The sequence below is a fragment of the Sporosarcina sp. HYO08 genome, from assembly GCF_001563475.1.
Classification (GTDB): domain Bacteria; phylum Bacillota; class Bacilli; order Bacillales_A; family Planococcaceae; genus Sporosarcina.
On record NZ_LPUT01000001.1, the window covers coordinates 42,513 to 63,294 of the forward strand.

At 42.2% G+C, this 20,782-nt stretch carries 20 protein-coding genes; 15 read left to right on the forward strand and 5 right to left on the reverse strand.

The window, feature by feature from the left end:
- Positions 1-112 precede the first annotated feature (112 nt).
- Both AU377_RS00195 and AU377_RS00200 read left to right on the forward strand, forming a co-directional pair.
- Positions 113-673, forward strand: coding sequence for a GNAT family N-acetyltransferase (locus AU377_RS00195; RefSeq protein ID WP_067402318.1), 561 nt, complete (start codon positions 113-115; stop codon positions 671-673).
- A 110-nt stretch (positions 674-783) separates the two neighbouring features.
- Complete coding sequence (locus AU377_RS00200) at positions 784-2,160, forward strand: M17 family metallopeptidase (RefSeq protein ID WP_067402321.1); 1,377 nt, start codon at positions 784-786, stop codon at positions 2,158-2,160.
- Between the two features lie 71 nt (positions 2,161-2,231).
- On the opposite strand, the gene AU377_RS00205 is transcribed toward AU377_RS00200, so the two are convergent.
- Positions 2,232-3,173, reverse strand: coding sequence for a TRM11 family methyltransferase (locus AU377_RS00205; protein WP_067402324.1), 942 nt, complete (start codon positions 3,171-3,173; stop codon positions 2,232-2,234).
- A 16-nt stretch (positions 3,174-3,189) separates the two neighbouring features.
- Entirely contained in the window at positions 3,190-3,624 is a 435-nt protein-coding gene (locus tag AU377_RS00210; protein ID WP_067402328.1) for a hypothetical protein, read from the reverse strand.
- A 134-nt stretch (positions 3,625-3,758) separates the two neighbouring features.
- On the opposite strand from AU377_RS00210, the gene ytaF reads away from it, so the two are divergent.
- A complete protein-coding gene (gene ytaF, locus AU377_RS00215) occupies positions 3,759-4,382 on the forward strand; it encodes a sporulation membrane protein YtaF (protein ID WP_216635638.1) in 624 nt (207 codons plus the stop codon).
- Between the two features lie 83 nt (positions 4,383-4,465).
- Here the strand turns inward: ytaF and AU377_RS00220 are convergent, their stop codons facing one another.
- Entirely contained in the window at positions 4,466-5,365 is a 900-nt protein-coding gene (locus AU377_RS00220) for a cation diffusion facilitator family transporter (protein WP_067402332.1), read from the reverse strand.
- A gap of 285 nt (positions 5,366-5,650) precedes the next feature.
- On the opposite strand from AU377_RS00220, the gene argH reads away from it, so the two are divergent.
- Entirely contained in the window at positions 5,651-6,973 is a 1,323-nt protein-coding gene (gene argH / locus AU377_RS00225) for an argininosuccinate lyase (RefSeq protein WP_067402335.1), read from the forward strand.
- 45 nt (positions 6,974-7,018) lie between these two features.
- Here argH and AU377_RS00230 read toward each other — a convergent pair whose 3' ends face one another.
- Positions 7,019-7,798: an enoyl-ACP reductase gene (locus AU377_RS00230; protein ID WP_067402343.1), complete on the reverse strand. Its 780-nt coding sequence runs from the start codon at positions 7,796-7,798 to the stop codon at positions 7,019-7,021.
- A 215-nt stretch (positions 7,799-8,013) separates the two neighbouring features.
- On the opposite strand from AU377_RS00230, the gene argC reads away from it, so the two are divergent.
- The 10 genes from argC to AU377_RS00280 all read left to right on the forward strand — a co-directional run bounded on the left by argC (position 8,014) and on the right by AU377_RS00280 (position 19,304).
- Complete coding sequence (gene argC, locus AU377_RS00235; protein ID WP_067402345.1) at positions 8,014-9,048, forward strand: N-acetyl-gamma-glutamyl-phosphate reductase; 1,035 nt, start codon at positions 8,014-8,016, stop codon at positions 9,046-9,048.
- A 13-nt stretch (positions 9,049-9,061) separates the two neighbouring features.
- The gene (gene argJ, locus AU377_RS00240; protein ID WP_067402347.1) at positions 9,062-10,291 is read left to right on the forward strand and encodes a bifunctional ornithine acetyltransferase/N-acetylglutamate synthase; all 1,230 of its coding nucleotides are present in this window, start codon (positions 9,062-9,064) and stop codon (positions 10,289-10,291) included.
- A complete protein-coding gene (argB, locus tag AU377_RS00245; RefSeq protein WP_067402350.1) occupies positions 10,254-11,033 on the forward strand; it encodes an acetylglutamate kinase in 780 nt (259 codons plus the stop codon). The genes argJ and argB overlap by 38 nt, the downstream gene beginning before the upstream one ends.
- On the forward strand, positions 11,030-12,178 hold the full coding sequence (locus AU377_RS00250) for an acetylornithine transaminase (RefSeq protein WP_067402354.1): 1,149 nt from the start codon (positions 11,030-11,032) through the stop codon (positions 12,176-12,178). Before argB ends, AU377_RS00250 begins: the two co-directional genes overlap by 4 nt.
- A 479-nt stretch (positions 12,179-12,657) precedes the next feature.
- Positions 12,658-14,199, forward strand: coding sequence for an NlpC/P60 family protein (locus AU377_RS15170; protein ID WP_172793999.1), 1,542 nt, complete (start codon positions 12,658-12,660; stop codon positions 14,197-14,199).
- 264 nt (positions 14,200-14,463) lie between these two features.
- Positions 14,464-16,119 carry an AAA family ATPase gene (locus AU377_RS00260; protein WP_253724357.1) on the forward strand — a complete coding sequence of 552 codons (1,656 nt, stop codon included), beginning with the start codon at positions 14,464-14,466 and terminating at the stop codon, positions 16,117-16,119.
- 125 nt (positions 16,120-16,244) lie between these two features.
- Positions 16,245-17,087, forward strand: a complete 843-nt coding sequence (locus AU377_RS15410; protein WP_067402359.1) for a hypothetical protein — start codon at positions 16,245-16,247, stop codon at positions 17,085-17,087.
- On the forward strand, positions 17,084-17,395 hold the full coding sequence (locus tag AU377_RS00270; RefSeq protein WP_067402362.1) for a spore coat protein: 312 nt from the start codon (positions 17,084-17,086) through the stop codon (positions 17,393-17,395). The genes AU377_RS15410 and AU377_RS00270 overlap by 4 nt, the downstream gene beginning before the upstream one ends.
- A gap of 125 nt (positions 17,396-17,520) precedes the next feature.
- A complete protein-coding gene (locus AU377_RS00275) occupies positions 17,521-17,952 on the forward strand; it encodes a hypothetical protein (RefSeq protein WP_067402369.1) in 432 nt (143 codons plus the stop codon).
- The gene (locus tag AU377_RS00280) at positions 17,949-19,304 is read left to right on the forward strand and encodes a tripartite tricarboxylate transporter permease (protein ID WP_067402372.1); all 1,356 of its coding nucleotides are present in this window, start codon (positions 17,949-17,951) and stop codon (positions 19,302-19,304) included. The genes AU377_RS00275 and AU377_RS00280 overlap by 4 nt, the downstream gene beginning before the upstream one ends.
- 52 nt (positions 19,305-19,356) lie before the next feature.
- Here the strand turns inward: AU377_RS00280 and AU377_RS15885 are convergent, their stop codons facing one another.
- Positions 19,357-19,791, reverse strand: coding sequence for a DUF5658 family protein (locus tag AU377_RS15885; protein WP_368664413.1), 435 nt, complete (start codon positions 19,789-19,791; stop codon positions 19,357-19,359).
- Positions 19,792-20,075: 284 nt separating this feature from the next.
- Here AU377_RS15885 and AU377_RS00290 point away from each other — a divergent pair, with 284 nt between their 5' ends.
- Complete coding sequence (locus tag AU377_RS00290; protein ID WP_067402377.1) at positions 20,076-20,582, forward strand: DoxX family protein; 507 nt, start codon at positions 20,076-20,078, stop codon at positions 20,580-20,582.
- The last annotated feature ends 200 nt before the right edge of the window (positions 20,583-20,782 follow it).

The following is a 20,782-nucleotide window of genomic DNA, read 5'->3' on the forward strand; positions in this document are numbered from 1 at the left end:
TCATTTTTCAATGATGATACTCTATGTAGTGTTCGATGGTGCCTGGCTCTTCGTTTTGGGATGGCCCCTTTCTTATGATAGATAAACATCCTAATTTGAAGAGAGTGGGATTATGCTAAAGAAACGCGAATTACAAGATGCTGAAATTTTATTTGATTTAATGATTCATCCAGAAGTTTTTCCGTTTGTACGTGAAAAAGCGGCATCTTATTATGAATTCTTGTTAAGTACGAAACAGACGATCCAATTAGAAGAGCAGGGAGAATTAATCTCAAGAACAATACTTGATGAATGGGGCATTCCTGTTGGAACCATTAGCTTATTTGATATTCAAGATAATGCTGGATTCTTAGGAACTTGGTTAGGGAAACCCTATCATGGTAAAGGCTACAACCAATTAGCAAAGGACGCGTTTTTTAAAGAGCTATTCTTCGAATGTGGGATGGAAACAGTCTTTATGAAGATAAGAAAAACCAATATTCGTTCGCGAAAAGCAGCTGAAAAATTACCGTACGTTGTATTTGCGAATGAAATAAGAAAAAATCTCTTAGAACAAATAAATGTGAATGAAGCGATTTATGACTTATATGAGATCCCAAAAGATTTATATACACTTCATGTTCTAAGAAATAATGAATATGAAGAAAATCATTCACATGTATTAGAAGCCTAATTTAAACATGCGAATGAAACGCTATTTTCGGGAAGTAGGAAAACTCGTTCCCCTTGGGTCTTTATGGTAAACTATTTTCAGTGTCGAATATGGAGCCAGGGGGAAATAACATGACGAATGAAGTAAAAATCATTTTTGCGAATGATCTGCTCATTGCGGACAATGAGGCGTACAGGCAATTCATTGCCCAGCAGAAGACAGAACATTGCACCGTCCTTATTGAGGATGCGCAATATGTTGTTGTGAAAGAGATAGAAAAACAAAACCTTGAAAAAGTACGAACAGTTGCTGGGAATATCGCCCGTGACGTAAAGGCGCAGAAAATTGCAAAGGCATCCATTGAGGCCGATCGTTTAGGAAGCGCATTTTCTAATTTGTCACAAGATGAAGTTGTGACAGCGTTTGTAGAAGGATGGGAACTGGGAGCCTATGAATTTGTCATTTACAAATCGAATGCCGAGTCCTATAAAACGAATTTGGAAGTAAATGGGGACGTTGAAGCAGCTGTGGAGGCAGGGGAAATTCGTGCCGCAGCAACAGCATTTTCTCGCGATTTAATGAATGAAGTGCCAAATGTATTAAATCCGCAAACGTTCCCGGAAATGCTTTCAAGTCATTTTGAAGGAACAAATGTTGCAGTTGAAATTTTCGATTTCGAAAAACTAGGTCAGCTAGAGATGAATGGCTTATTGACAGTTGGACGCGGCAGTAAATATCCGCCGGCTTTTGTAGAGCTTCATTATGAAGGTGATGCATCAAAGCCGCTTGTAGCACTTGTCGGTAAAGGCGTGACATTCGATACGGGCGGTATCAGTCTGAAAAGCGGCCGCGATTTAAGCGATATGCGCTTTGATATGGGCGGGGCTGCGGCTGTTGCAGGCGCGATGTCATTGCTCGCCGCGTCAAAAGCAAAAGCGAATGTAGTTGCTTTAATTCCAATTGCGGAAAATATTCCAGATAGCAAGTCTGTTCTTCCAGGGGAAGTCATTCGTTATAAAAATGGATTAACCGTTCAAGTGGGGAATACGGATGCAGAAGGCCGTCTAATTTTAGCTGATGCCCTCATTCGTGCGGGTGAATTAAATGCAACATATATTGTCGATATCGCGACGTTAACAGGTGCAATTGTCAATGCGCTTGGGACAGAAATCGGCGGCGTCTTTGGTGACGAAGAACTTTCGGGTATCATGAAAAAGGTTGGCGATGACAACGGTGATTTCGTTTGGCCAATGCCATTAATCGAAGCGTACGATGCATCACTCGCAAGCGATTATGCCGACATGAACAATATTAGTTCACTAAGCACGGCGGGTTCCATTACGGCAGCTCTTTTCCTGCGCCGTTTTGTACCAGAACAGGCGAAGTGGCTTCATGTTGATATGGCCGGTATGATGGATAAACAAAAAACTGCTGGTTATTACCAGAAAGCTGCAACAGGCTACGGTGCAAGATTGTTAGCCGATTTTACAACACAAGTTTCAAAATAAATCTAAAAAAACGGGGCTGTCCTAGAGGTGCCTGGCACTTCGCTTTAGGATAGCCCCGTTTAATTTTTCACTTATTCACAAACAAGTACTTGCCGTTCAAACGTTCCTTTTTTTGCGACGCAGCGGTCGGCAATAGAGAAGCCGGCTTCCGAAACCATATTGTCAATTGTGTCGACAGTAACGATGACGGCCTTCTTAGCGATGCGGCGCGCATCTTGAATAATCCCCAATTGTCCTTCAGGGGTAATATGGGTAAATAAATTGTATGGCATGTCGATCACGACGACATCGTAAGTTTCACGCACATCCGCGATAGGACCTTTCACGACTGTTCCTTCATAGCCAAAATGGGCAATGTTTTTGCGTGACCCCTTGACGACAAGTGGGTTAATATCGCGTCCCATCATATCGATGCCCATGGAAAGTGCTTCAACTAAAACAGTTCCAATGCCACAGCATGGATCGATGGCGCGGATGCCTTCGGGGAAAGGGACGGCGATGTTTGCGACGGCCCTGGCAACGCGTGTACTTAAAGCGGTTGAATAAGAATGAGGCTTTTTTTGGTGGTGAAACCAGATCGCTTTACTTTCTTCATACTTCCCAAAGAACCATTTACCGTTCCATTTTACGACACCGAGCAAAACGGCCGGCGCTGTTAAATCTGGCTCGCCTTGTATGCATAGACCGATTTCACGTTCGATTTTTCGACGATCCGCATGGGGAAATTTCTTTTCGCCATCCAAATCCGTCGTATTCATACTCATGACACGAAACGTTTCGCCTTCCACTTGAAAATTTGAAACTTGCCGAAGCAGACCTTCGAATTCCGCATCCTCAAAGATAATTTCCAATCTTTCTTTCATAAAAGGGCTGCGATCTGCATCCACTCTCACCGTACTTTTGATGACGTTACCCAGCGTATCTTCGCCAAAAAAAGCGCGCATTTCTAAACGGCATAAGTCCTGTTCATCTACATGCCGCACATATGTGTATAAAAACCCTAACTCATTCAAATTGTTCCCATCCTATTCACGCGGCTTCCACTACATCCGCCAATTGTGCTACGAATGAATGGACAAGTTGCAGAGCGTCTGCTAAAGACGATTCTTCGTTAAAACTGTCCATTCCATCTAATGTAATATTCACTTCCCACAATCCTTCATCTCCGGAAAATAAAGCACTGAATGCGCCGTTTAGATTTTCCTGTAAATATGTTGTGATAGCATCTCTATGTTTTTTCTGCGCTTTAAATCCAAACAGCGCGGTAATTGTTTGAAAAACGTCATCGCACTCAAGAACGACAGCATCTACTCGGATGTTGTTAAAATCGGGCGATTCAACGTATAAGAATTCCTTTTGCTTTTGCTTTAAATAACCGACTTCTTTTTGCAGAAATTGCTCCGTAACAGGCTGCAATGTCTCTTCAGTTTCTTTATCGCAACGTTCAATAACGGTGTAATTCATTCGGAAAGTCCACTCCTTTATGTTCATCTCTTCATAGTATAGCCTACAACTTTCTTTCCTGGCGAATCTGATCTTCGGAAAGGCCTGTCTTTTGTCGAAAGGAAAAATATACTGAGGAAAAATAGAGGTGTTGCATCGTGTCTTGGCTAATGATTTTAGCATTTGCAATTTCGTCAAACATTGATAATTTGGGCGTTGGGATTTCCTATGGCGTTCAAAACATAAAAATACGGTTAGGAAAAAATATTCTCATCGCGTTCATTTGCTTTCTTATGAGTCTAGGGGGGATTACGTTTGGCGTTTGGATGGCTTCCATTATACCCGGAATGCTGCCCTCTACGATCGGCGCGGTTCTTTTGCTCATCATCGGGATCCGCGTCATAACGCTTGCAAAACCAAAAGAGAAAAAAGTCGTTGAAGTTTCTGGCGGTAACTATCATGAGATCTTGCGAAATCCTGAAGAGGCGGATGTGGATCAGTCGGGCCATATTGGGTGGGTCGAAGCCATTTTTCTCGGCATCGCTTTATCCGCCAATGCATTGACAAATGGACTGGGGGCCGGGTTAATCGGATTGTCTCCGCTCGCGATTTCCATTACCGCTGCGATCGGCAGTTTGCTTTGTCTTTGGGCAGGAGTGAAAGTTGGAACTAAAGTTGCGCATGTGCAAATTGGTTCTTTTACGGTAGGTCAATGTGGCACCGTTTTGAGTGGTTCAATTATTATTTTAATCGCCTTCAAAGTGTTTTTCCTCCATTAAGGAGAGAGAAGTAACTTCTATAGGGATTGTGAAACGACCAAAGCGCATTCGCCCCTCATCGGACAAATGCGCTGCTGTATTTATCAATCATGCTCATACCAGGGATTTAAATGAATCAGCACTTCATCGACATCTTGATGTTTTGCCATAATAAGATTACGAATTTTTTTTGAAATATCGTGTCCTTCTTGAATTGTCATACCGCCATGAACGCCAATTCGTAAGTCGACCAGTATATAGTGACCATGTTCACGTGCACGGAGCCGGTCGATTCGTTTGACTTCCTCAAAGCTATTAATCAAGGCAGCGAACTCATCCAAACGCTGTTGGCTCACTGTTCTTTCCATTAAAATATCTAAGGATTCTTTGCCCATATCATACGCAAGCTTTAACACTAAGTAAGAGACGATAATTCCCGCAATCGGATCACCGAATAATAAAATGCGAATATCGAATAAATCCCCAAGAAGTGCAAGACCAATTCCAATAACCGCTGCGCCCGATGCGTAAACATCCGCAAGATGGTCGTAAGCAGTGGCGATCAATCCTTTGCTGTTTTCCTGCCGGCCGATGCGCATCGTATAAACATATAATGCCTGCTTCCAAATGAGCGAAACGAATGCGGTTAAAAGAGCTAGTACGCTTGCCTTCGCCGGTTCTTCAAATAAGGCAAGAATTGCTTCAATGCCGATGTAAATAGCAGCGATTCCTAAAATCATCGAAACGATCGCCGAGCTAATGACTTCCGCTTTCCCGTGTCCATACGGATGATCTTCATCTGCCGGGCGCTTTGAAATACGCATCGAGGTGAGTGCAGCTGCACTTGCCATGACATCTCCTGCATTATGGAATCCATCCGCCAGTAATACGGGGCTTTTAAATAGAAAACCGACAACAAGCTTCAGAATCGTTAATAAAATATTGCTAATTAAACTAATCCATATGGCGAGTAATGAAGCTTTGGAATGAGACGCTTTTGTCAACTTTGAAATCCTCCTTATAGTTGCCTTAGGGAAAGAAAACCCCTTGACGAATGTTGGTCAAGGGGTTAGTGGTTTTGATTTAAGTTTAGATGTCATTTGTAAATAATTTTTCATGTTCAAATCACTCATTTATCTCCATTAGTATGTCAAGCATAGCATGACTGGCCCCTTGGAGCAAGCAAGTAGAGTGTACGTGTCTACTGTGAAAGGCGTCTGCAAACTTGTTGCAATTCAATAAAATGTTACTTATTATTGTAAGAAATACATATTGGGAGTTGTGCCTACATGAAGCTTTGGGGTGGACGTTTTACAGATCAAGCAGATCATATTATGGAGCAATTTAATACATCTTTACCGGTTGACTACCGGTTGTTTCGGGAAGATATCGCAGGCAGCCGCGCACATGTGACGATGCTCGTATTCTGCGATTTATTGACACCGGAAGAAGGCGACCTGCTTATGAACGGGCTCACGTCAATTTTAGAAGATATTGAATCCGGTGCATTGAAAATCGAAGGGAATTATGAAGATATTCATTCTTTCGTTGAAATGCATTTAACGGAACGTGTTGGCGAAGTGGGTAAAAAACTCCATACAGGACGCAGCCGAAACGACCAAGTCGCGGTTGATATGCGATTGTATGCAAAAAATCAGGCCGGCGAAGTGATGGACAAGCTGCAAATGCTCATTGATTCATTGACAGAAAAAGCCAAAGCAAACAATGTGATTATGCCGGGTTATACGCATATGCAACGTGCACAAGTTGTTACATTCAGCCACCATCTCGGCGCATATGCACAAATGTTTAAGCGTGATAAAAGACGTGTGGCAAATGCCATTGATATTTTGGACGAGAATCCGCTTGGTTGCGGGGCACTTGCGGGAACGACGCATAACATCGATCGTGAAGTGACGACAAAATTGCTTGGATTTCATAAGCCTGTCGATAACTTTTTAGATGGCGTCAGCGACCGTGATTACTTACTAGAATTACTATCGGATTTCTCGATTATTATGATGCATTTAAGCCGTTTGAGCGAAGAACTCATTTTATGGAGCAGCCAAGAATTTAAATTTATTACAATGGCGGATGCGTATTCAACAGGCAGCAGCATTATGCCGCAAAAGAAAAACCCGGATGCCGCAGAACTCATTCGTGGGAAAACAGGCCGTGTGTATGGTTCGCTGTTTGCATTGTTAACGACGCTAAAAGGCTTGCCATTAACATATAATAAAGATATGCAGGAAGACAAGGAGCAGTTTTTCGATGCGCTTGATACAGTCGGAGATTGTCTTCTCATTATGTCTAAAATGATCGATACGCTTACAGTGAATGACGACAATATGAAGGCGGCGATTAAAGGCGGCTTTTTAAATGCGACGGAAGTAGCGGATTATTTAGTCGCAAAAGGAACACCATTCCGTGATGCACATGAAATCGTGGGGAGAATTATTATTTATTGTGAAGAGCAGAAGAAGGCGATTGAAGATTTAACAATCGCTGAACTTGCACAGTTTAGCGACCTCATTGTCGATGATATTTATGAATATATCGATTACGAGAATATCATTACAAAAGGAAATAAAGGATTGTTGAAGCAAGTATAAAGAACTGCGGACAAAGTAGGAAAAACTTTGTCCGCAGTTTTTTTATTATCCCATAATATGGTATCCAGCATCGACGTAAATCGTTTCGCCTGTGACACCGCTTGATAACTTACTTAACATCGCAATCGTCATATCCGCTACTTCTTCTTGTGTGACGTTGCGTTTTAATGGTGCTGTTTCTTCGATTTTATTCAAAATTGTATTGAATGAAGGAACACCTTTTGCAGCCAGCGTACGAACTGCACCCGCAGAAATCGCGTTTACGCGAATGTTTTCTTTTCCTAGATCGTTTGCTAAGTAGCGAACAGACGCTTCAAGTGCCGCCTTTGCCACACCCATCACATTATATCCGTCCACTACACGTTCTGCGCCTAGGTAAGACATTGTCACGATCGAACCGCCTTCAGTCATATAGGAACGTGCTTCATTTGCTGTCGCGATTAATGAATAAGCACTCGTATCTTGTGCAAATGCATAACCGCTGCGCGTCGTTTCCACGAATCTATTTCTCAAATCTTCCTGATGCGCGAAAGCAAGTGAATGCACAACGCCGTGAATGATGCCGACTTCTTCCCCGATTTTGCCAAATGCTTCGTGTAGGCTTGCATCTTCGTTCACATCACATTGGACGATCATTCTCGCCTCATGTCCACCTTTTTCTAACGTGCGCTGCAGTTTTTCAAGTGAACGTTCTTTGCGGTACGTAAAAATAACGTTTGCGCCTGCAGTGAAAAGTGATTCGGCAACACCCCAAGCTAGGCTTCGCTCATTTGCCACACCCATCACGACAATATTTTTTCCTTTTAGGTTCAATAAATCGCTCATAGTAACCTCCTATAATTCAATGCCAGTTTAGTACCAACTACTAAAAGAATTATAGCATATTCTTTGCGCGAATTAATAAAGTTGTTACTGCGCGAATGAAAACGTATTCAAAAATAATTGCAAGAAAATAAATAAAAATACAGTTGACTTTATAATTATGCATGCATATACTTATTTTAATTCAAAAATTAAAAAACAAAGGAGAGGTGATCATCATGAAGATTGGAATTATTGGTGCTTCAGGATACGGAGGGCTTGAATTGCTCCGGCTATTGCACAATCATCCTGAAGTTGAAAAAATCGATTTATTCACTTCATCGGATGAAGGGACGGTCTTTTCAACGAGATATTCACATCTACTATCTATGTATGATCAGCCGCTTCTAAAACTAGATCAGGAACAATTCGCAAATCTCGATGTCATTTTTTCAAGTGCGCCGGCCGGTGTTGCAAGTGAGCTGCTGCCGCCATTACTTGAAAATGGCACGAAGTTGATTGACCTATCTGGAGACTTTCGATTAAAAGACGCCGCGCAATATGCAGCTTGGTATAAAAAAGAACCTGCGCCGCAACATGCGGTTGACAAAAGTGTCTACGGTCTAACGGAATGGAACGAAGAGGCCATCGAAAAGGCACAATTGATTGCAAATCCCGGCTGTTACCCTACGGCAGTGCTGCTTGCATTATTGCCGCTGCTTAAACATCAGCTCATTGATCCGAATTATCTTGTGATCGATGCAAAAAGCGGTGTGTCGGGTGCGGGAAATACGCCAAGTCAAATGACGCACTATAGTGAAACAAATGAAAATACAGCCATCTATAAATTACATGAACATCAGCATATACCTGAAATCGAACAAGCGATCAACCAATTTGCAGGACAGTCCACGGCAATAACCTTTACAACGCATCTTGTGCCGATGACGAGAGGCATTTTAGCAACAAGTTATGCACCCGTCCAACAAGGCGTGGCGGAAGCCGATCTTGTGGAATGTTTAGAAGAAACCTATGCATCCAACCCATTTGTACGTGTGCTGCGGGAGTCAGGGAAATTCGGAACCAATCAAGTGTACGGATCCAACTACTGTGATTTGCATGTGAAAGTAGATCCACGGACGAACCGTGCGACGATCGTTTCGGTCATTGATAATTTGGTGAAAGGTGCAGCAGGGCAAGCCATTCAAAATATGAACATCCAGTTTCAATTAGATGAAACGACAGGTTTGACCCATGTCCCAGCATTCATATAAAGGGAGGAAGAGGATGATGATCACGAAGACTTCAAACGTAAAACGCATCTCGCGTAAAAATATCGTCTCGCCAAAGGGCTTTAAAGCAGCCGGTATCCATTGTGGATTGAAATATAGAAAAAGTGATTTAGCGCTGCTTGTCAGTGAAGTTCCGGCAAATGTAGCCGGCGTTTTTACAACAAATGCCTTTCAAGCTGCACCGTTACTTGTGACAAAAAGTGTTGTGAAAGAAACAGGTAAAATGCAAGCAGTCCTTATTAACTCGGGGAACGCGAACGCATGTACAGGGGCTCAAGGGATGAAAGATGCCCTTGAAATGCAACAGTTGGCGGCAGAGAAGCTTGGTATCTCGCCAAATCTAGTCGGGGTTGCGTCAACAGGTGTGATCGGGGAGTTATTGAACATGGAGCCGATTCATAAAGGCATTCAAAAAATCCAACCGTGCAGTACGATTGAAGGATCGATACAATTTTCGCAGGCCATTTTAACAACAGATACAGTCACGAAAAACGTTGCCTACAGTACAGTCATCGACGGTAAAGAAGTCGTCATTGCAGGAACGGCAAAAGGTTCCGGTATGATCGAGCCGAATATGGCAACAATGCTCGCTTTTGTCACAACAGATGCAAACATTGAATCTGTCCATTTACAAGGCGCTTTAAAATCGATTACCGATTTAACGTATAATTCAATCACGGTCGATGGCGACACATCGACAAATGACATGGTGCTCGTCATGGCAAATGGATTGGCTGGAAATCAATCACTCACGCCGGCGCATCCGGATTGGGAAGCATTTGTTGAAGCATTGCATGCAGTGTCCCAAGATCTTGCAAAAATGATCGCAAAGGACGGGGAAGGGGCAACAAAGCTCGTTGAAACTGAAGTAACTGGTGCAGAGACAGATGCAGAGGCGCGAATGATTGCAAAAACCGTTGTCGGTTCGCCGCTTGTGAAAACGGCTGTTTTCGGCAGTGATGCCAACTGGGGGCGTATTATTGCCGCTGTCGGACGAAGCGGTGCCAAAATCGATCCGAATGCAATTGAAATTTTAATTGGCACGACGACAGTCGTAAAGAATGGTACACCTGTACCGTTTTCAGAGGAAAAATTGCTCGTTTATCTCAAGCAGCCAGAAGTGAAGTTTACCGTTCATCTTAACAAAGGACTTGGGAAAGGGATCGCGTGGGGGTGTGATTTGACATATGAGTACGTCCAAATTAACGGAACATACCGTACGTAAACGAATGGTCATTAAGCTTGGGGGAAGCATGCTGGAAGGCATGGACGAAGCATTTTTCGTCAACTTGAAAAAAATGATCGAGGAAGGTCATGAAATGATGATCGTTCATGGGGGCGGTCCAGCGATCAATAAGGCGCTCGCAGATCATCAAGTAACGTCATCCGTACGCAATGGGATCCGTGTGACATCTAAGGAAGCGGTTGACATCGTGCAAGCAACATTAATCGGCCAAGTGAATCCTGCGCTCGTTCATGGATTGAATGCTCATGGCATCCAAAGCATTGGGTTAAGCGGTTATGATGGAAATCTATTCACATGCAAACTATTAGATGAAGCATTGTATGGTTATGTGGGAGAAATACAGCACGTTCAAACAACAATCCTAGATTCATTGTTACAAGCAAATTTCGTTCCGGTTATTTCATGCATCGGGGCGGCATCGAATGGGTCGCCGTTAAACATTAACGCCGATACCGTTGCGAGTCAAATTGCACTCGCGACGGGCGCTGACAGTTTACTATTCGTGACAGATACGCCTGGCATTCAAATAGAGGAAACAACACAGCAACATGTGTTAGCTACGGATATTACAAAATGGATTGCATCCGGTGACATTTATGGCGGTATGATTCCGAAAGTCGAAGGCGCACTTGCGTGTATCGATGCGGGCATACCTTCCGTACAAATCGTCGGGCAACAGCTTTCGGGAACGGTTATTCAAGGGGAGGGGGTTTTGTCTTGAGTCATTTATTTCAAAACTACGGCAAGCGTCGTGTGCCGATCGTCAGTGGAAAAGGGACGATTGTAACGGACGACAAAGGAAAAAACTATTTAGATTTTACGAGTGGCATTGCTGTTGTCAGCCTTGGTCATGCGCATCCTGAACTAGTTAAAACATTGCAGGAACAAAGCGAAAAGCTTTGGCATATTTCGAACCTGTTTGATATTCCTGCGCAGGAGCAACTTGCAGAAGCATTGGTAGATCAAACGCCATTCGATCACGCATTTTTCTGTAATAGCGGCGCCGAGGCGAATGAAGCGGCGATTAAGCTTGCACGAAAACATACGGGGAAACATACAATCATTACTTTCGAACAATCGTTTCATGGGCGTACGTTCGGCGCGATGTCTGCAACAGGTCAGGAAAAAGTGCGCCAAGGATTTGGACCGTTGCTTGAAACGTTCCGAACGATTCCTTACAATGACCTTGCACAATTGGAAGCGGCGATTGATGATGACGTTGCGGCGATTATGTTGGAAGTCATTCAAGGCGAAGGCGGTGTCAATGCAATTGACTCGGCATTTGCACAAGCGATTACAGATGTCTGTAAAGCAAAGGATATTTTGTTGATCGTCGATGAAGTACAAACCGGCATTGGCCGAACAGGAACGTGTTATGCCTTTGAACAAACGCCTTTACAGCCAGACATTGTGACGTTAGCAAAAGGACTGGGTGGTGGGTTTCCAATCGGTGCGATGCTCGGGAAAGCGGCACTTTTCCCATCTTTTGGAGCAGGTACGCATGGCACCACATTCGGCGGGAATCCACTCGCGGTGTCTGTAGCCAAAACTGTAGTGGATATCGTATGTCAACCGTCTTTCTTGAAAGAAGTCAACGACAAGTCAGCCTATTTGATCAAAAAGCTTACAGAAGCTTTGCCGAACGATCACTATTCCATTCGCGGAAAAGGTTTGCTACTTGGCATCCACTGTGAACAAGAAGTGGCTCCGTTTATTCAACAAGCAGAGCAGGAAGGATTATTGCTCGTTCAAGCGGGGACGAATGTCATTCGATTATTACCGCCCCTCACTGTATCAAAGGATGAAATCGATCAGGCAGTGGCCGTCATTTCAACCGTGTTGTTAGGGGAAAAAGCAATCATATAAGGCAGGTGCAGAAAGGATTTTTGAATTAAAGTGCTCAGCGAATCACTATTCAAAAGACCTTTTTGTAAGATACCTTAAAACGTAAGCAGTCCACAGAGGGGGACTGCTTACGTTTCAGCCTGTTGAGAAACGCTCGCATCCGTCGTTGCTCGTCTCGCTCGTCCGCTCATGAACTTTAGTTCTATTCGCGTCTTCGCTCGACTTCGCGCCTAGGCTGACAAGCGTTTTCAACCAGGCTGAAGAGATACCTGATAATCATATTATCTTTTAAAAAAGTATTGGCAAATTCGAAAAACGACTTTATCTATACTTTGACGTAGGCAGTCCACAGAGGGGGGCTGCTTATGTTTTTTTATGGGAGTAAACAAGCATCGTTCCTCTCGGTGTTTTATTTGTTTGAAAAATAAAGCTGTACAGAATACCTATTTTTCGGTACGTTAATAGATACATAGTTTATGGGGAAGGGTGGTAGGTTGCTAATGAAAAAATGGTTTGTCGTATTGATCTCCATCGTTTTCGTCTTTACGGGATTCGGTTCTGCTTCTGCGGCACCGTTATTTACGGACGTAAAAGATAATTATTGGGTGAAGGCCGAAATGGACTTTTTGGCCGAAAAAGGAATCATTACACCTAATCCAAACGAGCGCTTCGGTGTGAACGATGAGATTACAAGATTGGAAGCCTCAACGATGATTGTGAAAGCACTCGGGCTTGAAACAGAAAATCGTCCGGCACCGAATTTTATTGATGTTTTGCCTGAGGATGAAAGTTACGACATCATCGCCGCGATCGTTGATGAAGGCATTATGGTAGGAAATAACAACGGCCAATTCATGCCGCAAAAGTCTTTAACGCGGGCAGAAATGGCGAAAATTCTTGTGATTGCATTTGATTTGAAAGGAACGTCCGACTACAATTTTCGGGACATTCCGACAACTTATTGGGGTTCACCGTTTATCAAAACGTTATTTGCGAATGAAGTGACGACGGGTTATGAAAATAACACGTATAAACCGGGCGCTTTTTTGACTAAATCACATTTCGCAATTTTTCTCGCAAGAATATTAAACCCGGAATTTAAGCAGCCATTTGCTTGTTATCAACCGGATAATGCGAAAACATATGTTGTAGATGTCCAGGTGACTTCATTATGGAAAGAGCCGAATAAAGCGCGAAAGGTCGATCAGCCTTCACTTTCCAAACCTGTCGATATGGCTAAATGGACGAAAAGCATGACGACGGCGCAAAAGCAGTGGCTTGTCGGGAAAGTGGATACACAAGCGTTGTATGGACAAGAAGTTTCCATTTTAAAAACAAGCGGCAATTGGGTGCAAATTGCCGTGAAAGATCAATATGTCCCACATCAAAAAGCTGGTTATCCAGGTTGGGTGCCGAAATCTCATATTACGGAGCAGTATCCAAACTATAAAAATTGTCCAATTGCAGTTGTAGATGTTCCAATCGCTAGTCTTTATCACGATGCGAATACAAGCAGGAAGTTCATGGATATTAGCTATACGACCATTCTGCCGATCATAAAGGAAGAAGGCAATTGGCTGCACGTGCAAACCCCTGCGAATGGTGTGAAATATTTACGAAAACAAGATGTAAAAACATTTCAAAATTACGCATCCATTCCAAAACCTACACAGAAAGATATTGTGAATGACGCCAAGATGTTCATGGGGCTGCCGTATTTGTGGGCCGGCACATCCGGTTTCGGCTTCGATTGCTCAGGGATCATTCATTCTGTTTATAAAAATCACGGCATTCTCATTCCACGAGATTCTTTCGTGCAAGCGGTGAATGGGAAACCTGTTGCGAAAAATCAGCTGCAAGCTGGGGATTTGGTATTTTTCGCCTACAGTGGCGGAAAAGGAAAAGTGTATCATGTGGGCCTATACATTGGAAATGGACAAATGCTGCATGCACCGAATTCATTGAAAAAAGTAGAAATTATTTCGCTTAATACAGGTGTATATAAAACAAACTACGCCGGTGCAAGACGTTATTTACAATAAACCAAGATGGGGCTGTCCCAGAAGTGCTTGGCACTTCGTTTTGGGACACCCCCATCTTTTATTTACCCAATAAACCCCAGAAATGTATTCAAATTTCCTTCATAAATGTCGGATTTTGCCGGTGATTCCAATGATTAACCTTTTCAAATGAAATGAAATTCATTATAATAAATGTATAAATTTCGAAGGAGATGGGAACGCTTGAAATTTAGTTTTGCCTCAAAGATTGTCATTCTAGTCCTCTTAGTCATTGGAATCGTGGGTATGATCGGATGGTCAATTTTTGGCGCAAATCAAGGCATTGCAATTTCTTTTTCTGAAATGGAAAAGACCATTCAAGCTGAGCATGGGCCATCTGTCCAATTGAAAGAACTATCGGATGGAACGTTGTACTTACAAACTGCTGATCAGTTGTACGTGACAAAGGTTCGTCCACACAGTCAAATTGTTGAACAACTTGTCGGAAAATATAATATTTCATATATATATAGTGATTCTAGTTCATACAGCGGATGGATTCTTGCTGGGTTCGTCATTATTGCGATTGCGGTTTTAATTGTTCTGCATCGTAAAGGGAAAATCGGCATTGGTGCTTCATCCATGAAAAACAGTGCCGCTAAATCGACGCCGCTGCCAAATATCCGTTTACAAGATGTTGGCGGGCTTCCAGAAGAAATGAAGGAAGAAATTCTTCAGACGTTATCCATTGTGAAAGATCCGAAACGATCTGCACAAATTGGCATTGAGCCACCGAAAGGCATCCTTTTATATGGACCTCCGGGAACAGGGAAAACGATGCTTGCCCAAGCAATTGCAAAAGAAATTGGCGCAACATTTTTCTCTTCAAGCGGCGCTGCTTTTACTGAATTATTCGTAGGGGTTGGTGCCTCTCGTGTTCGAACATTGTTTCAAAATGCAAGAAAGCATAAACCCGCTGTTATTTTTATAGATGAAGTCGATGCGCTTGCTGCCAAGCGAAAAGCACATGGCGGGGAAGAAGCGGAAAAAACATTGACAGAGCTTTTAGTACAATTAGATGGCGGTAATGACAATGCTGGTATTTTATTTATTGCCGCAACAAACCGAAAAGACCTGTTAGACGATGCATTTTTACGTCCAGGCCGTATTGACTTTACTTTCCAAGTTCCTTTGCCAGATACAAACGGCAGAAGGGAAATTATCGATATTCATACGAAAGGCAAGCGATTGGCGCAAGAAGTATATGCATCGCTGGATGTGCTTGCAGAAAGTACATCCGGTTTTTCAGGTGCCGAACTTGGCTCGTTATTTGAAACGGCGAGCCGCCGTGCAATCCGGGACGGTCGTGAAGTCATCGATAAGGATGATTTAGATTTTGCGATTGATCGTACCATTCTCGGCAGTACGTCACGCACACTTAATAATATCGAAACGAAGCGCCGTGTTGCAATCCATGAATCGGGTCACGCCTTAGTAGCAGCTGTTACAAAACCTGGTTCTGTTCGAAAAGCAACGATTATTCCGCGCGGACAAGCGCTTGGATATGTAGCGCCGATTCAAAAAGAACTGCATTTATCGACCTATAGTGAATTGTTCGATCAAGTTTGTATGATTTTAGCGGGAGGCGTCGCGGAACGTACAGTTCTTGGTGAGCATAGCATCGGCGTTAGTGGAGATGTGAAGCAGGCGCAAGATATCATTAAACAAATGGTCGATACAGGTCTTCTGTCTGACGGATTTACGTTGACGTTTAATGAAAGCAGAAAAGAAGTGAAAATGCAGGAAATTTTTGATCTAGCGCTTCTAAAAACGGAGCAGCTTATTAAAGAACATGCAAACGAGTTCGATCGGTTAGTCGAAGCGTTAATGCAAAAAGAAACGTTAGATGGTACTGAAGTGCAAGAAATTGTTTCACCAAAAGAAGAACTTGTTGTTGGCTAATTGAAAAAACAGAAGGGGTTTCGTTTCCCTTCTGTTTTTGTTATGCGTGCATTTCCCAACAGTCTTGTATAGTTCTTACGATTGGCTTCATACTATGCAAAATGGCAGAAGGAGGAGACGACACGGTGGATGCAGGGCAACAGCAACAAGATGTTCAGTCGAAAATGCTGCAAAAGCTTCAACTTCAAATACAAGAATTAGAATTACAAATACAAATGCAACAAAAAAATGAACAAGCAGCGCAACCACAGCAATCGGATGAATCAGGACAGCCAAACCAAGATCAAAGCCAATCTTCATCAGATTCCATTTTGCAGTCACCCGAACAAATACAACAAGGTTTTACACAACCCGAGCAGCCAGGACAAAGTCAACAAGCAGGTCAGCAGTCATGTGAACAAGGAAAACAAGAAAAGCAAGGACAAGACCAAGCTGTCGGACAACAAAATGATTCTGGGCAATCCCGTGTAAATGATCAAACGAACGGAAATCCAGATCCATCGGCAGAACAATCCTCGCCAAACGAACAAACGAACAATCAAGAACAGCAGAATGATCAACAGGGCCAGAAAAACTGTCAACACCAAAGCGAAAGTGAGCAAAATGAGCAACAGCAACAGCAACAGCAACAGCAACAGCAACAGCAACAGCAACAGCAACAGCAACAAGATCCATCAAGTGACGATCAAAACTTAAACCAGGAAAAGAAACAAGAGGAAAAAGCGGGTACTAGCAAAAAACTGCCGCTTTACTTTACACCGCCCGAAATAATTTCGATTCAAGATATTACTTATCTAAAGGAAATGCTCTGTTTAAATGTAAATGCCATTAAACAATATCGGCAAGCGGCACAAACTTGTCAATTGCCTGACTTGAAAAATCAGTTTTCCGAAGCTGCTCAAATGCATTTAACGCACTTTAATAATTTACTACCTTTATTAAATGCGAAAGAAGGTGGATCGTCATGACGGCAAAGAAAATAGAAAATCCTAAAACACCATTACCAGAAAAAGCCATGCAAAATGATTATGACTTGATGAAAAATTTACTGTCCATAGAGAAATCATTACAAGAAACGTATTTGTCAGCCATACAGCAAGTAAGTCATGAAAAGCTTTACTCCACTACATTCGCCCTATTAAAAGCCACATCCGAACAGTATCGAAAAATTTTCGATTTAATGTTTACGCACGGTTGGGTTTCTTTAACACCCGCGCCCTCAGAAGAAGTGAAAGCTGTTAAAGAAGAGTATGAACAAATGAAGCAGCAATTATAATAAAGATCAATTATGTCTGAGCCGTAAAAGCAACGTGCTTTTAGGGCTTTTATTATGTAAAACGGACAATGATTCGCTATAATTAGATGGTTATCGACAAAAAAATAAGTAGCGAGGTGAATTACGTGCCGCAGCACCATCCAACATCAGGTGGAAAAAAGGTTTATTTTGAAATATTAGGGGATACCATTCTGCCAAAGTCATTAATCATTGCGATTATTTTTAATATCCTCGTAAGTTTAGGGGCATACAATCTTGGGCTTCGATTTTTTTCAACTGTCGCGAGTGAAAATATGGTAACATCTTATTCGCTCCTCGTAGGCATTTTAGGAGGATTATTTTCATTATTCATCTGTTCTCTTGTCTTCAAACCGAACCGCAAATTAGTAGAGGAACAATCTTCTGTCAACGGTATGCGAGAGGCTTTTCATGATTTGAATTTAAACCCGCATGAAGAACTCCAATATATAGAAAATGATCCAATCACGAAAAAGGAATTAGAAGAGCTAGGGATTTATGAACAATTTAAAGCCCTTGAACGGGAGAGTCGAAAATGAGTTTACTCGTAACTGTAATTTTATTTGCTTTAATTGGAGCTGTGGTATTTACATTAATCGGCCTTGTTTCTGGAACTGATGAAACAGCAATTATGGTACCGCTGACGTTATTAGTTATTTTATTAGGTGCGCCGCCCGCAGCGGTATTTTCTTTCTTTATGGCGGGGGTCCTTGCTAAACATTTAACCCATGCGGTGCCAACTGCTTTAATGGGTATTCCCGGCGATACGCTGGCAGTTCCGTTAATTGACCATGCGGATACGCTTCGAAGGATGGGCATGCCGCATATTGCCCTACGGAAAATGATTTCTGGCGGTATTATTGGTGCCTTTATTGCCTTGCCGACGGCTGTTTTATTAGGACATTTTTTAGGACAGTTTGCGGATTTCTTTAAAGCTTCAGCAGGCATTATTTTTACACTTGCTGCCATTTTAATTGCCTATTTTTCAAAAGGAAAATGGGTAAGTGTCTTAATGATTTTGCCATTTGCTTTTTTGATTAAAAGTTTAAATCTGATTAGTTTTTCGATTTTGGATAAAAATTTGGCGATCAGCTTTTTCTTAGGCATTGCCATTGGTCCGATGTTTTCTGACATTCTCATCGCGTCGTCTTCGGCGGCACAGCATTCTGTTAGAAAGCATAAGCCAAAAGAATATCATTTGGCGCCGGAAACCAAAGCTTGGAAAGGCTTCTTCCCGAATCCATTAAAAATCTTATCTAGCAGACAGCAAGCATTCACAGCAATTACGGGCTTTATTTCCTCATTAACATTCGTCTTTAGTCCGGTCGGGATGACGTCACTAATGGGGGAAGCGGTCGCTTCACGAACAAAAGGTGCTTATAAAAAGTCAACAACAAGCTTATCAGTCATGAACGGCGTAACAGAATCAACGTATATTGCAGAAACAATTATCCCGCTTATTGCATTTGGGATTCCATTAAGTCCAGTCGCGCTCGGACCGGCATCACCACTTTTTAATGCACCGCCGGTCTTCACGGTCGATCCGATCAATAATTTGCATACTCATTTAACAGCGTGGGAATTTTTTATTTATGGAGCGATTGGATTAGGTGTAGCTTCTTTAATTGCCTATCCGTTTTCAATGAATTATGCAAGAAAAGCTTCTGTCCTTGTTATGAAATTCATTAGCCAAGAAGCCATTATTGCAATGTTTATTGGCCTTGCCTGTTTACTAGCCTTTCATGAAGGGCAGCTTGTCGGTATCTTTGTTACATTTACGGTTGCGGCGGTAGGAGGATTAATGAACCGTATATTAGGCATTGGCGCTGGTGTTCAATTCATGATCTTCTATGCGTCGGCGTGGATTATGATGAAATTGTTTGGAATATAAGCGTGAAAAAACTCCATCGTGATTGAGCGATGGAGTTTTCTTTGTGAAAGAGTTATAGGAATACCAATAAATAGATCCATAAAAAATGCTGGCTAAGAACGAAACTGTACAACAATAAAGTAAAACCTATTAATAGTTTTAAATATCTTTTCGGTTGAATTTTTGAAATTATAAAGAGCAGGGCTAACGGCAAGCTGATTTTAATGAGATAGAAGCCCAAAACGCTGTTTGAATACAAAAGATCCATTAGCGGATTAGCTTCTGTCACATGATCATTACGTAGCCCGAGGTCTGTGAAGTAGGCGTCTGCTACGGCCAATAGGAAAAGGACTGTCACAAGATGTCTATAGTGAGTGATTATGGAGGATGCTGTATTCATATTCCGCACTCCCTTCGGTTGAATTGCCGTGCGACTCTCATTTGTCGCGCGACATTTCAATGATATTTTGTTTGTAGAATTAGTGTTTGCAGTCAGTTGACAGTTCATACAACTAAAAAATGAGTGAGTGGTAGAATTAGCTCATTCGGATCATAAATTTAGGCAGTAACCAGTCATTTCACATTCCATCCACAGAATTGAAGGAGGAAGGCAGTAAATCCCTCCAATTATGAATAAAATAAAAAGGATTTGTGAAGTCGTTCACAACCATGACAAAACTTCTTGACAACCTTGTGAAGAAGTTCACAAATGTATTGTGTTGTCCCTTGTTTTTGCGTTATAGTACAGTCAAGAAAGGTTATAACAAACTAAAACAGAGGAGAGAGATGACAATGAAACAAATCTTAGAGAATAAAGTCGTTGCTGCATTGCTAACAGTTTTACGCATATGGCTCGGCGTACAGTGGTTGAAAGCAGGATTCGGAAAAGTAACTAGCGGATTTGATGCAGGCGGGTATTTGCAAGGGGCGATTGCAAAATCACAAGGTGAAAATCCAGTTGTACAAGGCTGGTATGCTTCGTTTCTAGAAAATGTTGCATTGCCGAATGCAGGTTTATTTAGTTTTCTTGTTGCATGGGGAGAGTTGCTTGTTGGAGTAGGATTAATACTTGGGGCGTTAACAGTTCCTGCGTTAGCAGCGGCTGGTTTCATGAACTTGAATTTCTTATGGGCTGGCACAATTAGTATAAATCCTACATTATTACTAATAACGGTCGTTTTACTACTCACAGCAAAAAGTGCAGCATATTTCGGTGCGGATCGCTTTATCATCCCAGCTGTTCGTGAAATCGATGTTCAGAAAAAACGCTATGATACAGCAGTTGAAACAAGTTTATAAAAATGATTAAGGAAAGCTTGTTCGTTCTTTCAAAGAGAACGAACAAGCTTTTATTGGAATCCCGATCTAAATTATTGACAATACCTAGGAATCTATTAAAATTATAGTTAAGAATATTCCGACTACTGTGCGTGCCATTAAAAAAACGCACCTAATCCTTTACTCATTTTTCAAGTTAAAAATCCAAAGTGCTTTTCTGG